This window comes from Paenibacillus sp. HW567 (assembly GCF_000374185.1).
Taxonomy (GTDB): Bacteria; Bacillota; Bacilli; order Paenibacillales; family Paenibacillaceae; genus Paenibacillus_AQ.
In genome coordinates this window covers 6,502,018-6,517,888 of record NZ_KB910518.1, presented here as the reverse complement: position 1 = coordinate 6,517,888, position 15,871 = coordinate 6,502,018, and the positions used below count along the sequence as shown (strand labels likewise).

The 15,871-nt window shown below is 54.9% G+C and carries 11 protein-coding genes; 5 read left to right on the top strand and 6 right to left on the bottom strand.

The features are described from left to right. Positions 1-155 precede the first annotated feature (155 nt). From B212_RS0129155 to B212_RS0129140, 4 genes are all read left to right on the top strand, one after another. Positions 156-3,290 carry an ATP-binding protein gene (locus B212_RS0129155; protein WP_019914885.1) on the top strand — a complete coding sequence of 1,045 codons (3,135 nt, stop codon included), beginning with the start codon at positions 156-158 and terminating at the stop codon, positions 3,288-3,290. A gap of 11 nt (positions 3,291-3,301) precedes the next feature. Continuing rightward, complete coding sequence (locus B212_RS32740) at positions 3,302-4,396, top strand: response regulator (RefSeq protein WP_019914884.1); 1,095 nt, start codon at positions 3,302-3,304, stop codon at positions 4,394-4,396. A gap of 245 nt (positions 4,397-4,641) precedes the next feature. Continuing rightward, positions 4,642-5,316 (top strand): cohesin domain-containing protein, encoded by a 675-nt coding sequence (locus B212_RS0129145; RefSeq protein ID WP_019914883.1) that lies wholly within the window; start codon positions 4,642-4,644, stop codon positions 5,314-5,316. Between the two features lie 133 nt (positions 5,317-5,449). Further along, positions 5,450-5,959, top strand: coding sequence for a GNAT family N-acetyltransferase (locus B212_RS0129140; protein ID WP_019914882.1), 510 nt, complete (start codon positions 5,450-5,452; stop codon positions 5,957-5,959). A 562-nt stretch (positions 5,960-6,521) separates the two neighbouring features. Here the strand turns inward: B212_RS0129140 and B212_RS32735 are convergent. The 4 genes from B212_RS32735 to B212_RS0129120 are packed head-to-tail and all read right to left on the bottom strand — an operon-like array spanning position 6,522 to position 10,934. Next, positions 6,522-6,761, bottom strand: coding sequence for a hypothetical protein (locus B212_RS32735; protein ID WP_019914881.1), 240 nt, complete (start codon positions 6,759-6,761; stop codon positions 6,522-6,524). Further along, complete coding sequence (gene hydA, locus B212_RS0129130) at positions 6,762-8,189, bottom strand: dihydropyrimidinase (RefSeq protein WP_019914879.1); 1,428 nt, start codon at positions 8,187-8,189, stop codon at positions 6,762-6,764. Between the two features lie 2 nt (positions 8,190-8,191). Next, the gene (preA, locus tag B212_RS0129125) at positions 8,192-9,481 is read right to left on the bottom strand and encodes an NAD-dependent dihydropyrimidine dehydrogenase subunit PreA (protein WP_019914878.1); all 1,290 of its coding nucleotides are present in this window, start codon (positions 9,479-9,481) and stop codon (positions 8,192-8,194) included. A gap of 58 nt (positions 9,482-9,539) precedes the next feature. Next, positions 9,540-10,934, bottom strand: a complete 1,395-nt coding sequence (locus tag B212_RS0129120; RefSeq protein ID WP_019914877.1) for an NAD(P)-dependent oxidoreductase — start codon at positions 10,932-10,934, stop codon at positions 9,540-9,542. 294 nt (positions 10,935-11,228) lie between these two features. On the opposite strand from B212_RS0129120, the gene B212_RS0129115 reads away from it, so the two are divergent. Next, the gene (locus tag B212_RS0129115) at positions 11,229-12,917 is read left to right on the top strand and encodes a PucR family transcriptional regulator (protein ID WP_019914876.1); all 1,689 of its coding nucleotides are present in this window, start codon (positions 11,229-11,231) and stop codon (positions 12,915-12,917) included. Here the strand turns inward: B212_RS0129115 and B212_RS0129110 are convergent. Together B212_RS0129110 and B212_RS0129105 are read right to left on the bottom strand one after the other, a co-directional pair. Further along, the gene (locus tag B212_RS0129110) at positions 12,883-14,250 is read right to left on the bottom strand and encodes an aspartate aminotransferase family protein (protein ID WP_019914874.1); all 1,368 of its coding nucleotides are present in this window, start codon (positions 14,248-14,250) and stop codon (positions 12,883-12,885) included. The genes B212_RS0129115 and B212_RS0129110 overlap by 35 nt on opposite strands. Positions 14,251-14,282: 32 nt before the next feature. After that, positions 14,283-15,746: a CoA-acylating methylmalonate-semialdehyde dehydrogenase gene (locus B212_RS0129105; protein ID WP_019914873.1), complete on the bottom strand. Its 1,464-nt coding sequence runs from the start codon at positions 15,744-15,746 to the stop codon at positions 14,283-14,285. Between the last annotated feature and the right edge of the window lie 125 nt (positions 15,747-15,871).

Here is a 15,871-nt window from a genome sequence, read left to right as displayed (position 1 = left end):
CGCTCTCCTCATCTACAGTTGAAATCGTTGGCGCTTTGCTTAATTATACATGACTTTCCGCCGCCGGATAGCGGCTTCTTTCCTGCCATTCACTGGACAAGCGGAAGCCGCCGGGGCTATGATGAAATTATTGTCAAGTATAAAGTGAGGTTTTCATGAAATCCCTGGATTACAGACTGTTCATCAAAAGAACTCTTGCCCTGCTGTGCCTCTTCCTGCTCGGTGCCGCCGCACTGCTGCCTCTATTCAGCGGTTCCGCGTCCAATTGCTCCCGGCCGAAGGCAGGTATGATTGATTTGTCCGCATGCGGCTTCGACGATTCCTCCAGCTTCAGCCTGGATGGGGAATGGGAGTTCTATTGGAACGCTCTGCCGGAGCCGCAACCCGGGCTGCACCGGATGCCGGAGCAACCGGCTTATATTTCTGTGCCTGCACCCTGGACCTCCCCCCTGCAAAATGAGAAGTACAACCGCTACGGGTACGCGACCTACCGGCTGGTTGTGAGGCTTCCGGCGGATACGCCTGCCCTGGCGCTTAAGGTACACAATATCCGTAATGCCAGCCGGGTATTGGTAAATGGCGTTGCCTTGGGCGGCAGCGGCACTCCCGGCACCTCCCCGGACAGCAGCAAACCGCTCAACCGTCCGTACTCGGTCTCTTTTAACAACAAGAACGGCCAGGCTGAAATCCTGATTCAGGTGTCCAATTTCAACTATGCCAGCGGCGGCATTATTGAATCTATCCGTATTGGAACCCCCGCCGCCATAGGGGCTATCGAGCGGCGGAACAACACCTATGATATCCTGCTGGTGGCAGGCTTCGCCTTTATTGGCTTTTACTTTTTCGGGCAAGGGCTGCAGCGGAAGGAGGACCACCCTGCGCTCCAGCTTGCGATGTACTGCTTCACGGTGGCGCTGTTCGTGCTGACACACAGTGAGAAGCTGCTGTTTGATTTTTTCCCTTCCATCTCCTATGAATGGTTCAGCAAGCTTCAGCTTATTTCCGGGGTCATCGGCTTTTCTTTTGCAGCCAGCTATACCTATTCCCTGTTCCCTGATTTGTATTCCAGGACCTTTCGCCAGATTTCCTTCGCCTACTCTACGAGCTTTGTTCTGTTCACTTTGGCAAGCAATGTCAGCCTGTATTCCAAAGCATCGAATTTCATGATGCTTTTCAGCCTTCTGTCCATTTGCTACACCCTGTACATCATGGCCAGAGCAGCATGGCGCAAGGAAATTGGCTCGTTTTATCTGCTGATCAGTGTAATCGCCGCCGTGATGTTCACCTTGACTATAGCCAGCAATCTGCTGCTGGGAACGGAGTTATACGCCATACCGCCGGTAGCGGGCCCGATATTTATTCTTGCCGAAGGGCTGTTTCTGTCCGCAAGACAGGCTTACGCCTACGAGACGATCAAACAGCTCTCGCAGCAGCTTGAGCGCAAGGACAGGGACAAGGACGAGTTCCTGCTGAAGACCTCCAATGAGCTGCGCACACCGCTGAATGCCATTATCAACATTTCACTTTCGCTCTATGAAGGCTCCGGCGGCAGCCTTACCCCCTCCCAGCGTGAGGATATGCGTCTTATCCTGGGTACCGGGAGACGGCTTGCTTTTCTGGTCAGGGATATTCTCGATTATGAGCAGATCAAAGGACAGCGGATTACGCTGCACTGGGGAATCGTTGATATTCAAGGCGTTGCCGGTATCGTCATCGAGGTATTCCAGTTCCTGAACAAGAAGGACAACATCCGCATTAAGAACCGCATCCCGCCTGCCGTATTTCTGGTAGAGGCCGATGAGCACCGGCTGATGCAAATTCTGTACAACCTGCTGGACAACGCGCTGAAATTCACAGACCGCGGCAGCGTATCCTTCGAAGCCAGGCAGCAGGGCGATTACGTGTCGATTACCGTGGCCGATACTGGCCGGGGCATACCGGCTGAACGGCTGGAGAGTATCTTCCGTGACTACGAGCAGGTTAACGAGGCGGATTCGCTGGAGAGCGGCGGGCTGGGCCTGGGCCTGGGCATCACACGCAAGCTTGTGGAGCTGCACGGGGGAAGGATTGAAATCTCCTCCACACCCGGAAAAGGAAGCAGCGTCACCTTCGACATTCCGGTCAGACAAGCCGTTGCGCCCGCTCCATCAGGGGAGACTGAGCCGGAGCAGCGCGAGCTGCTGCTCACTCCGGTAAAAGCTCCTGCGGAGCTGCCGGATGAGGACTCGAAGTATCCCAAGCTGCTGCAAGAGCCGCTTCCCTCCGGCAGCGATGCCAATGCCCCGCGCATTCTTGTCGTCGATGATGATTATGCCAATCTGAAGGCGCTGACCAACCTGCTGTCACTCGAGAACTACAGTATCTCCAGTGCGCGCAGCGGCAAAGAAGCGCTGGAGCTGTTGTCTGCGGACCGCGATTTTGATCTTTGCATTATTGATGTCATGATGCCGGAGATGTCGGGCCTGGAGCTATGCAGAATTATCCGCGATACCCACAGTCCGCTGGATTTGCCTATCCTGATGGCCACCGCCGGACAGCAGCTCCATTTCAACGAACCGGCGTTCCGCGCGGGCGCGAATGATTTTATACATAAACCGTATGCATGGAGCGATTTGAAGGGGCGCGTCAAGACGCTTGTCCAGTTGAGAAGGTCTGTATCGGAACGGCTCAACTCGGAGATTGCCATGCTGCGTGCACAGATCAAACCGCATTTTCTCTATAACGCCATCAATACGATTATCTGGATGAGCGCACGCGATCATGAGCAAACCCGGCAGCTACTGTACGATCTGAGCCATTTTCTGCGCGGAAGTTTCGATTTCAGCAATCAGGAGACGGCCATCCCGTTCGAGAAGGAGCTGGAGCTGATTGAGGCGTATCTGTCACTTGAGCAAGCCCGCTTCGGCAAACGCCTGAATGCGGAGTACAACATCGAAGCCGCCGAATTCTCTCTTCCCCCGCTGATTGTGCAGCCCATCGTAGAGAATGCGGTCCGGCACGGATTGATGGAGCAAATCGGTGGAGGAACCGTCCTCCTCTCTACCCGGCAGGAAGGCGACTTGATTCTGATTACCGTATCCGACAATGGAAAAGGGATGAGCGACGAGCAGCTCTCCTCCTGGATGAAGGAGGATTACCGTTCCCCTCACGGGGAAGGAACCGGAATCGGCCTGAAGAACATTAACCGCAGACTGCTGAAGCAATTCGGACACCCGCTGAAGATCAGCCGGGGAGAGCAGGGCGGACTTGAGGTACTTATTACAATTCCTTGGAAGGGTGAAGCCCTCTGAATTATTCCGTTATGGTTGTAGACGATGAATGGCCGGCCCTGGAGCAAATGCGTGAGCTGCTGCTCAGATGTGAAGGGGTTTCCTCTGTCCAGATCTACGATAATCCGCGCGAGGCCTTCAAGGCGGCGGCTGAAGTGAAGCCGGACATCCTGTTCCTGGATATCCAGATGCCCGAGCTGTCCGGACTGGCTTTTGCCGAGAAGCTGCTGCCGTTCTCGCCGGATACTGATATTGTATTTGTGACCGCGTACAGAAATTATGCCGTTGAAGCCTTTGAGCTGTCCGCTGTCGATTATCTGCTGAAGCCCGTAGACCCGCCCCGCCTGCACAAAGCCTGGACCAAAATCCTCTCCAAGCGGACGCTGCCCGGCAATTCAGAGCAGCCCGATGCTGCGGCGCGCTTCCAGTTCCTTGGCGGGTATGAATTAACCGGCCCTCATGGAGCGGTGAAATGGAGTACACACAAGGCAGAGGAGCTGTTCGCGTATTTGTGGATTCACAGGCAGGGCAGCGTCAGCGTGATTCTGAATGATGTTTTTACACCATGGAATTATGAGAAAGGCAAGCAGTATCTGCATACCACCGTCTACCAGATCCGCAAAACTCTGAAAAAGGCCGCGTTGGACAGCAAAATCGAGCTGATCTTCGACAGGGAGAACTACCGGCTGGAATCCCGGGGAATCGCGAGTGATATCGAAAAATTCCAGGATGCGGCAACGCTGGCGCTGCAGAACAGCAATCTCGGCAAGCTGCATGAGGCTTCTTCCCTGTATGCAGGAGATCTTTTGCAGCCGCTGGACAGCCTGTGGGTATACCCTGCCAGGGACAAGTACCGGCGGCTCTACCTGAAGCTGATGGAGCAGCTTACGCTGGGACTGATGCAGACAGGCCGCCACTATGAGGCAGAGGAATATGCCGTACGTCTGGTCGAGCTGGAGCCGCTGGAGGAGAGCTATTCGCTGCAGCTTATCTCCATTTACTTCGAAATCGGCAAGCCTTTGCGGGCACAGCGCCGGTTCACTCAGTTCAGGGAGGCCTATTTGGCCGAAACGGGCGACGAGCTGCCGGACTGGTTCCTGGACGTGTATAAGCGCCTGGGGAAATAGAAGGAGGATTGATGAGGTAAAACATATACATCCTTATATTTTAAAAAAATCAAAGAAAACAGCCCTGCACACTGCTGCCGGCTGTTTTTTTGTGCCTCCCGAATGATATTTTTCCGCTGTTGTTCGATCTTTTCTCCCATTCTTCGACGTTTATCAGCGATTTATCAGTACCAAGCTGCTACTATGGTCTCACACAACAAGATTACATACCTGAATGTATTAACATACAATACGGAGGTTGTAAGATGAAGAAACGGTCACGCTTCAAAAAATATTTCAAAGGCTCGGGATTCCTCACCCTTATCTTCTCCATGTTCCGTGAGATTTCCGTAGATAATACACCGCCCGTCATGTCCGTGGAGGTAACTACAGACAGATCCTCTTACGCTCCCGGGGAGGAAGTGACGGTGCTGGTGCATTTGCGCGATTTCATCCCGAATGATCCAGGGTATAGCTACTTGAATTTCATTGTTCAGTATGACAGCGCAGTATTTGACAACTCAGAGTATCTGCAGCAATCCGTATACAAGAAAGAGGCCTATACGTCCGGCAATGAAGTGAATACTATCACCGAGTACAATTTCATGAGTCCGGTGGATGGAAGCATTTATCTCGATATGAATACAAGCCTGCGCGGAATCGACATCCAGGTCGAAGCGAACACCAAGCAGATCAGCATACCGGCCGTCGATCAGACGCTCGTAACCTTCAAGCTTCGTGTCAGGGAGCATACGCTGGCGGCATCCTCGACGATCTGCTTAGCCAATGAGTTCACCAGAATCAGAACCTCTGAAGTTAGCGACAGCTTTTACCTCTACTCTCCTGATGTAGCAGAAATCGCGCCTGAACCCGTTGCCATTATTCCCTCTCCATCGGTTTCTGTCTTCTCCCTGAATCATGATCCCAACCGTCTGGCGTAGCATTTCGCAATATATTATACGGCAGGCTCCCCTGCGTTCAGCTTTTCCGGGTGCTCCGGCGCTTGTTTGTGCTTTGCAGTTCCGCGTCCATCCTGTACTATCATTGTAAAGCTACTACAAGCGAGGGGATTTCATGCTGCTGAATAAGGAGAATATAGAACTACGCACAACATTGGAGGAAGATTTAGAGTTTGTCCTGAATGCAGAGCAAAGTGAAATGAACCGCCAGTTCATCGGACAGTGGAGCAGAGAACAGCATGCTTCAGCCTTGGAGGACAGAGACGTTCTGCACCTGATCATCCAGGAGAAAACAGGGGAGCCAGCGGGTTATGTCATTCTAACGGGACTTCTGGACCCCAATCTTACCGTCTGCATCATGCGGATTGTCGTTCAATCCAAAGGGCGCGGATTCGGCAAAAAAACATTGGCACTGCTAACGCAATGGGTATTTACCCAAACGCAGGCCCACCGGCTATGGCTTGATGTGAGAGAGCACAACAGCAGAGCGCGCCATGTCTATGAGAATGCCGGCTTCAGGCCGGAGGGGATACTCCGTGAATGTGTCAAAATCGGCGACTCCTTCGAATCGTTGATGATCATGTCGATCCTGCGGCATGAATTTGTGGAGCGGGAGCGGGCGTAGCGCTCTAGTTGGCTTGGCCGCTGCGGATTCGAATGTTTACAGACCCAAGTAGAAACGGCTGCGCAGCCCTTAGTGGGACAGTCTTATATTTGAACAACAAACTGCCGGAACAGCGCGCAATGCAGGTTCGCCTAGCTCTGTTGCTGTACTTTCTGCAATAGAATTGGCCGCAGCGCCGGGGATTTTCAATTCTGTTGCACTTTATACACTCAGGAAGGACCAAACCCGCCTATTACGGCATCCCGGCAGAAATCTGCTGCACTGAATACAACAGAACTCACTTTTGTTGAAAAATCGCTTCGCTCTGCTGTATGAAGTGCAATAGATTGCTGCTACATCCACACTGAACGAAGATTTGCGTTCCCCAAAGCACACCTTCGTCCTTCGGACGATTTAAACCCAAAGTTATATAACCTCAGCTTTATGCACAATTTATGCACAACCCATCCACAATTCGCCCACACTTATCCACAATCATCCACACTTATCCATAACAAAAAAAATCCAAACAGCAATAAAGGCTGCAATCCGAAGCTTACAGCCTTGTGCACCTTATATTAGCTTACGAATGTGTTTCAACCGGCGCCGGCGGGCAGGCTGCTGCAATCAGCAATGTCGTCACATGCTTACGGGCATCTGCGGTCAGCAGCAGCAGCTCCACCGGATCTCTGCCGGAGGCACTGCTGATGAACTTCACTTTGGCCCCATCCAGGCCCTCCCGGATGCCGGTAATCGTATAGTCCTGCCGCAGCAGGGCATCAATCTCCTGCCGTTCCTTATCGAACTCGGCGAATGCAGACATTTAGACCACTCCTCCGCTGATTTCCGCTTTGGACGGACGCGGGGCTTCCGCCTCGAACCGCTTGCGGTGCAGATATTTGCCGGCCCCGGCCTTGCCGACGAACTGCTTGTCACGAATCACAAATTCGCCCCGGCTGAGCACAGAGACCGGCTCACCTGTAATCTCAAAGCCCTCAAAGGCATTATAATCCACGTTCATGTGGTGAGCTTCTGCAGAAATGACCCGCTCTACAGACGGGTCAAAAATCACGATATCTGCATCGCTCCCTACAGCAATGGTGCCCTTTTGCGGAAATAGACCAAACAGCTTCGCGCTGGAGGTTGATATGATATCGACAAATTTATTAAGTGAAATCCGGCCCTTCTGTACACCTTCGGAGTAGAGCAGGCTGAACCGGTCTTCAATGGTCGGTCCGCCGTTCGGGATCTTCGAGAAGTCGCCCCGCCCAAGGTCCTTCTGACCCTTGAAGTCGAAGGAGCACTGGTCCGAGCCAATGGTCTGCAAGCTACCGCTCCACAGCGCATCCCATAGCACATCCTGATTCCACTGCTCCCGCAGCGGCGGGGACCAGACATATTTGGCACCCTCGAAATCCGGCTTCTCCAGCGCCGTCTGATCGAGCACCAAATACTGCGGGCAGGTCTCGCCGTAGACACGCAGCCCTTTCCGGCGGGCTTCCGCAATCTTCCAGGCGGCTTCCGCACAGGTCACATGCACCACATAGAGCTGAGAATCAGTCAGCTCCGTCAGATACGCGGCCCGGCCGGTAGCCTCGCCTTCCAGCTCAGGAGGACGGGTCAGTGCATGGTAGATCGGATCAGTGTTGCCCGCGGCCAACGCCTGCTCCACCAGATACTCGATTACATCTCCGTTCTCGGCATGCACCATAACGAGTGCACCTTCCCTTTTGGCGGCTTGCAGCGTCTTGTAGAGCACACCATCATCGGCCTGGAACGTGTTCTTGTAGGCCATAAATACCTTGAGTGAGGTAATGCCCTCATGCTCAATAATCTGCGGCAGTTCTTCAAGCACCTTGTCGTTCAGCTCCGAGACCATCAGGTGGAAGCTGTAGTCGATCACTGCTTTATCCTGCGACTTATTATGCCACGTATCCACCGCCTGCTGCAGCGGCTGGCCTTTGGTGGTGAGGCAGAAGTCGATCACCGTGGTTGTCCCGCCATAAGCGGCGGCAATCGTTCCGGTCTCGAAATCATCAGCGGTTACAGTCCCGCCAAAGGGCATATCGAGATGGGTATGGGGATCAATTCCCCCCGGGAACACATAACAGCCGGAAGCGTCGATGATCTCCGCACCAGGCGCTTCCAGATTGAGGCCGATTCCGGTAATTACGCCATCCTCCAGGAGAACATCTCCCGGATAAGTATCCGCTGCAGTAACGATAATGCCGTTTTTGATGATTTTCTTCATCTCTACACCACCTCCGCTTCCGAATTAGCGCCATTTAGCGCGCTGATTACCTTTTGACGCTGATTCCAGGTCAGAGGCGCCGCTCCGGTGTCCAGAGCCACCATGTCAATCGCGCCGTCCGCCGGACAGACAATAGAGCACAGATTACAGCCTACACAGTCCTCCTCACGAACCTGCAATATCGCCTTGCCTTCAGCATTGGTCAGCATGTCAATACACTGATGCGATGCATCTTCACAGGCAATGTGGCATTTATTGCAGTTGATGCAGTTGTCCTCGTTGATCCGTGCGACCACTTTATAATTCAGGTCCAGATCGCCCCAATTGGAGTACTTGGTTACCGACTTGCCGATCAGCTCCGTGACCGAAGCCAGTCCCTTGTCATCCAGATAGTTGTTCAGGCCGTCGATCATCTCCTCGACAATCCGGAAGCCGTGGTGCATAACCGCCGTGCAGACTTGAATGCCGGTGGAGCCCATCAGCATAAATTCAACCACATCCTGCCAGGTGGAGATTCCGCCGATCCCGGAGATTGGCACGCCTACGCCGCGGTCGCGCGCACATTCAGCGACCATGCTCAGGGCAATCGGCTTCACAGCCGGTCCGCAATACCCGCCGTGCGCCCCTTGGCCGCCCACGTTCGGAATGGTATTCCAGCTATGAATATCTACCCCGGCCAGGCTGTTGATCGTATTGATCAGGCTGATCGCATCCGCACCGCCTTTGACGGCGTGGCGGGCAACAACCGTGATATCAGTAATGTTCGGCGTCAGCTTCACAATGACCGGCGTGGTCGCCACTTCCTTGACCCAGTAGGTCTGGGCTTCAACCAGGTCGGGCTGCTGCCCGGAGGCCGCGCCCATTCCGCGCTCGGCCATTCCGTGCGGACAGCCGAAGTTAAGCTCCAATCCGTCTACGCCGACAGCTTCGACCCGCTTAACAATTTCATGCCACTTCTCCTGCTTCGGCTCCACCATCAGGGAGGCGACTACCGCATGATTCGGGAATCTTTTCTTTGTTTCATAGATTTCCTTCAGATTGACCTCCAGCGGACGGTCGGTGATCAGCTCGATATTGTTGAAGCCTGCTACCCGCTGCCCATTGAAATGCACAGCGGCAAACCGGGAGGAGGTGTTGATAATCGGATCGCCCAGCGTCTTCCACACCGCGCCTCCCCAGCCCGCTTCAAAAGCCCGCTGCACCTGGTAGCCTGTGTTGGTAGGCGGCGCCGAAGCCAGCCAGAACGGATTGGGTGACTTGATTCCTGCAAGATCAATACTCAAATCGGCCATTAATGTTCCCTCCCTGTCATGTAAGTCCGGCAAGCACAGCCGGTCTGAATTCCACAGCTCATAGAAGGATAGGGTCAACCCTGCTATCCTGGAGGCCCGACAACTGCTTCACTATGGCATAGGCGGCATCCTTGCCCTGCTGGGCTGCGGATACTACCATCGCTTCTCCTTTACCGGAGCCAAAGACGATATCTCCGGCGGCATAAATCTGCGGATCGGACGTCCGGCCGGTCTTCTCATCAATCTTCACCACACCCCATTCATGCTCCAGGCCCAGCGCTTCAATCAGATCAATCCGCCGTTTCTGTCCGATCGCTACCACTACCGCATCCACCGGCATGAGGAACTCGGAGCCTTCCACAGGCACCGGCGTGAGACGGCCATCCTTGCCGGTCTCCCCGCTCAGCTTCATTTGCACACATTCCAGGGCGGCAACATTGCCCAGCTCGTCCCCGATAATCCGCTTCGGCAGGGTCAGCCAACTGAACTCCACGCCTTCCTGCTTGGCGAATTCATATTCAAAGTCATAGGCCGTCATCTCAGCGAGTGTCCGGCGGTAGACCATCTTCACATTGGCTGCTCCCAGCCGCACCGAGCAGGTAGCGGCATCAATCGCCGTATTGCCTGCCCCAATAACCGCGACCCGCTGGCCCATCAGCTCAAGCAGAGGAATCCCCGTCTTCGTCGTCTCGACCAATTCGATGGCATCGTATACCCCGGAGAGCTTCTCCCCCTCAATGCCCAGCGGCGGAACATAACCCATTCCGGCCGCCAGCACGATGGCATCATAACCGGCCTTCAGCTCTTCCACAGAAACGTCTACACCGACCTTTACTCCGGTACGGATTTCTACACCCAGCTTCTCGACCTGCTCCACTTCCCACAGCGAGATCGTCTGCGGCAGCCGGAAGGAGACAATTCCGTGTGTATCCAGTCCACCGGCAAGGGACTTCGCCTCGTAGATCACCACGCCGAAGCCCTCACGCGCCAGTTCTCGGGCTGCAGACAGCCCGGCCGGGCCACCGCCGATGACAGCGACCCTTTTGCCATTAGGCACGCCCGGCTTAAACAACTGTGCACCACTGTTAATCGCCCAATCCGTGGCATAACGCTGCAGCAGCCCGATCTGGATCGGTGCGGAGGCATCATTCAGCACACATGCCCCTTCGCACAGCTCCTCTGTAGGGCAGACGCGCGCGCAGCTCGCGCCCACTGGATTGGAATCCATGATGGTCGTTGCCGAACCCCTCAGATTGTCGGTAGCAATGCGTTTAATGAAAGAAGGAATATTGATGCTGGTCGGGCACGCCTTGATGCAGGGCGCATCGTAACAATACAGGCAACGGTTGGATTCTTCGATTGCACCTTTGCGGGTTAGGCCGGGCTCGGCCTCGGAGAAATTGCGCTGAAACATATCGGGCGTGAACGTGTGTAACGGAGAAGTGTGCTCCATCCGTATCCCTCCTTCTGTGTGGGGTAGTTTCCGTTCTAACATCATTTTATGTTATATAATATAACATTGTTTCGAGTATTGCCTTAATATTTTACTTACTTATCAGGATTATTGTAGTAAAATGAACAATAAATCGAAGATTCTTTCCACTCTCTATCCACTAAAGTTAACTTTACTGACACGTTTATACTCAAACTATAGCCAATTCCATTTTTCGTTACATTAGACACATTGTCTAATTTCAAAAGTGTATTTTTTACAGCCAGGCCATACGTAAGAGCGAGGGGGAAGCTTATGGATTGGGAACTTGTATTTACCATTCGCGATGCGCTCAAAAGACCGCTGTTTGCGGAATCTGAAATCATCGGCGGAAAAAGCGGCCTGGACCGGGCGGTCCGCTGGGTGCACGTGCTGGAGAGCGCAAGCTTTGAGCGTCTGATCCACGGAGAAGAGATGATTCTGACCACGGGGATGGGCGCAAGCGTCGATCTGCCCTCTTCGTTATCTTTTATGCAGAATCTGATTGATAAGAACGCAGCTTGCCTATGTATCGAGCTGGGTTCCTATTTCAGCAGCATCCCGCAGGAGATGATTGACCTCGCGGACCGCCATGACTTCCCGCTGATCATTTTCACCCGAACCGTACGCTTTGTTGATATCACGCTCGACCTGCATTCCCTCATCATCAACCGCCATCACCGGATGCTTCAGGAGCTGGAGAGCATCTCCCGCGAATTCCACCGTCTGACACTGACCTCTCAAGGAACGCTTAAAGTGCTGCAATTGTTATGCAAAAGCACCCGTACACAGATTGTATATATGCAGCTCCAGGGAAAACCCCTGTTCTTCCCGGCCCTGCCGCCGGAGGAGCAGACCCCGCTGCTGAGCTTCTTCAGCGCCACCCGGGATGAGCTGGAGGGCGCACAGCCGGACGCGGCGCCGTATATCTGCGAATACGGCCACAAGACGATCGCCGTGAAGCCGGTGGGTGCGCTCGATCAGACCTGGGCTTATATCCTCATGGTCTGCAATCACAAGCCCCAGGAGTTCGACTGCCTGCTGCTCGATTCCGCCTCGCTGTCGATTGCGCAGGAGCTGCTGCGTACGCGTTATATGGAGGAACGCAAGCTTTTCTCGGAAAATCTGTGGGTGGAGGAGCTGGTGGGCGGGCGCATCGAGGACGATAACCGGCTCAAGGGGCTGGCAGGTCCCGACTTCAACGTGGTCAATGAGCTGCCTTACCGTGTATGCCTGATCGAAATCGAAAACCCCCGTGATGTGAAATGGAACAGCTCCGAGAATGAATGGGAGTCGATCACCTTCCATCTGTCGCTCATCCTGCGCTCCATCTTCGAGAAGTATTCCCTGCGGCCGCTGATTACGCTGCGGAACAACCGCCTGACCGTCATCGCCCTCGACATCCAGTCCAAGCTGCCCGGCAAGCTGCGGCTGCAGCAGGCGCTGGATGCCCTGCAGCATATCCGCTCCGACGAGAAGTTGAAGGACCTCCAGCTCGTTATGGGAGTCAGCAAGTCCCACCGGGGACTGAAGGCCGCCCATGCCGGTTATCAGGAGGCCGTACAAGCGCTGTCTCTATACTCTTGTTATCAGAAGTCCATCCTGTTCTATGAGGAGCTAGGCGTCTTCCAACTGCTGCTCAGCCTGAATGACGGCAAGACGCTGGAGACCTTCATCCGCAGCTACCTTGGGCCGCTGATTGATCATGATGAAGCCAGAGGGAGCGAGCTGCTGCTGACGCTGCGCGTCTACCTTGACCATGACGGCTCGAAGCAGATCGCGGCCCGGAATCTGTTCATCGTCAGACAATCACTCTATTACCGGCTGGATAAAATCACCGAGCTGCTGGGCGAGGACTTCATGCTGCCGGAGAACCGCATCTCCATTCAGGTGGCCCTGCGCGCCTATCAGTTCCTCTACCCGGAGAAGTTCACTCTGCCCAGCTCCCGTTCAGCACAGCTTTGAGCGTATCCACGATGAACTGAATATCCTCGTCGGCTGAAGACAGCGGCGGAGCGAGAGTGAGCACATTATTGTAGCCCGCTACGGTATCCCCGTTCTTGCCGATAATCAGCCCCTTGGCCTTGCATTCGGCAATGATGCCCTTGACGATAGCCACATCGGCAGGCTGCTTGGTGATCTTATCCGTAACCAGCTCTATGCCCAGGATCAGCCCGAAGCTGCGGATGTCACCGACCAGCTTATGATCCAGCAGCACGGCGAGTTCACCGGCCAATCTTTTGCCCAGAAGTTCCGCCCGCTCTACCAGATTCTCCTGCTCCATGAGCTCCAGATTGCGCAAAGCCAGCGCACATGCTGCCGGATTGCCGCCGAAGGTGTTCACATGGCGGAAATGCCCGTAGTCATCGCTGTTGTCCTTGAAGGCTTCGTAAATCTCCTTGCGCACCGCCGTGGCTGACAGCGGCAGATAGGCACTGGTCAAGCCCTTGGCCATAGTGACAATGTCCGGCTTCACGCCGTAATTATGATGGCCGAATTTACGTCCGGAACGTCCAAAGCCGCAGATTACCTCGTCAATAATCAGTAATACACCGTGCTTGCGGCATATTTCCTGCACCCGGTCCAGATAGACCTGATGCGGCACAATAACTCCGCCGCCGGTAATGACCGGCTCCATGATCACCGCCGCTACCGTCTCCACGCCTTCCCAGACAATCGTATCTTCAATCGCCTGGGCGCACTGGAGATTGAACTCCTCTACCGTCGTCCCCGCAGGCCTGCGGTAGCTGTCCGGCGGGGCCACATGCAGGAATCCGCCGCTAAGCGGCTCATATTTATATTTCCGCTGCGCCTGGCCGGTAGCCGAGAGCGCGCCCAGTGAGCTGCCGTGGTATCCGCGGTAACGGGCAATGAATTTGTGCCGGTAATGCTGGCCGGTCTGCTGCTGGTATTGGCGGGCTATTTTGAAGGCAGCTTCGTTGGCCTCTGAACCGCTGTTGGAGAAAAAAATAACATATTCATCGCCCAGCCACTCATTCAGCTTCTCCGCCAGAGCAATCGCCGGCACATGGCTCTGCGTCAGCGGGAAATACGGCAGGTTAAGCAGTTGATGATAAGCCGCTTCCGCCAGCTCCTTCCGCCCGTACCCGACATTTACGCACCACAGGCCGGACATGCCGTCCAAAAACCGGTTTCCATCCATATCCGTCACCCATGATCCGCTCGCCGAGGCGGCAATCATTGGCGGGTTCTTTTCACTGTAAGGGGTGATGTTATGCCATAAATACTGCTGATCTTTCCGGATAGCCAGCTCGCTTTCTTTCCCCAGGCTTTGCATGGCACTCTCTCCTCTCGACCTTCCATTTATCGTTAATAACGTGCGGTGACCATTTTCTTGCGGGTATAGAATTCGACTCCGTCGCGGCCATTGGCATGCAGATCTCCGTAGAAGGACTTCTTGTAGCCGGAGAACGGGAAAAACGCCATCGGTGCAGGCACGCCCAGGTTGACTCCCAGCATCCCCGCATCAATCTCTTCCCGGAACTCCCGGATCGCCCTGGCGCTGTCCGTATAAATGCAGGCCCCATTGGCAAAAGGGGATTGATTCGTCACAGCGATAGCTTCGGCCAAATCCTTGACGCGGACGACCGCCAGCAGCGGCGCGAAGATTTCCTCCTGCCAGATCGTCATGCCGGGCTGCACATGATCAAAGATCGTCGGTCCGAGAAAATAACCCGCCCCCGAAGCCGCAGCATCCTTCCGGCCGTCCCGCACCAGCTCCGCCTTCTCCTTCAGCCCGGTCTCAATGTAGGCAACGGTACGGTCTTTGTTCGACTGGCGGATCACCGGACCAAGAAATACGCCTTCATCCCTGCCTTCCCCGATCTTCAGGCCATCGGCAGCTTCGCACAGGCGGCTTACCAGTTCATCGGCGATGGACTCCTGCACCACCACAACGGAGCAAGCCATGCAGCGCTCGCCCGCAGAGCCGAAGGCGGCGGAAATGATGTTCTTCACCGCATTGTCGAGGTCGGCATCCGGCAGGACAATGGAATGATTCTTGGCTCCGGCGAGCGCCTGCACCCGCTTGCCGAAGGAGGTGCCGTGCTTGTAGACATATTCTGCAACGGGCTGGGAGCCGACGAAGGAGACCGCCTTGACCTCTTCGTGCTCCAGCAGGCCGTTCACCACCTCATGCGACCCATGCACCACATTCAGCACCCCCGGCGGGAAGCCCGCCTCTGCAAAAAGTTCGGCTAACCGGTTCATCAGCAGCGGCGTGCGCTCGGAAGGCTTCAGCACAAAGGTATTGCCGCAGGCAATTGCCAGCGGGAACATCCAGCAGGGCACCATCATCGGGAAGTTGAACGGGGCGATGCCGCAGGTCACCCCGAGCGGGTACCGGTACATTCCCGATTCAACACCGGTAGCAATGTCCGGCAGTTGGCTGCCCATCATCAGCGTGGGAATGCCGGAGGCAAATTCCACGCATTCAATTCCGCGCTGCACTTCACCCCGCGCCTCCTCCAGGCTCTTGCCGTTCTCCAGCGTGATCAGCTCCGCCAGCTCGTTCCAGTGCTGCACCAGGAGCTGCTGGTACTGGAAGAAATAGCGGGCGCGGCGCGGAACGGCAACCTTGCGCCAGGAGAGATACGCTTCAGCAGCAGCCTTCACCGCAGCATCCAGCTCCTCCCGGCTGGAGATCGGTACATAGGCAATGACCTCCCCCGTTGCCGGGTTGAACACCTCCTCCTGCCGCCCGGAGGAGGATTCCACCCAAACGCCGTTTACGAAGTTCTTCACTTTCTCTGTTTGCCTTACGAGCAGAGACATCATCTGCACCTCTTTCTATCTTTGGAGTTACTGATTATAGCAGGCAGCTTTCCTACGGAAAGCTCTCAGGCGGTCGCTACCGCTCCTACAGTGCCAAACTTCCCCTCCGCCACTCCTGCCCCTTT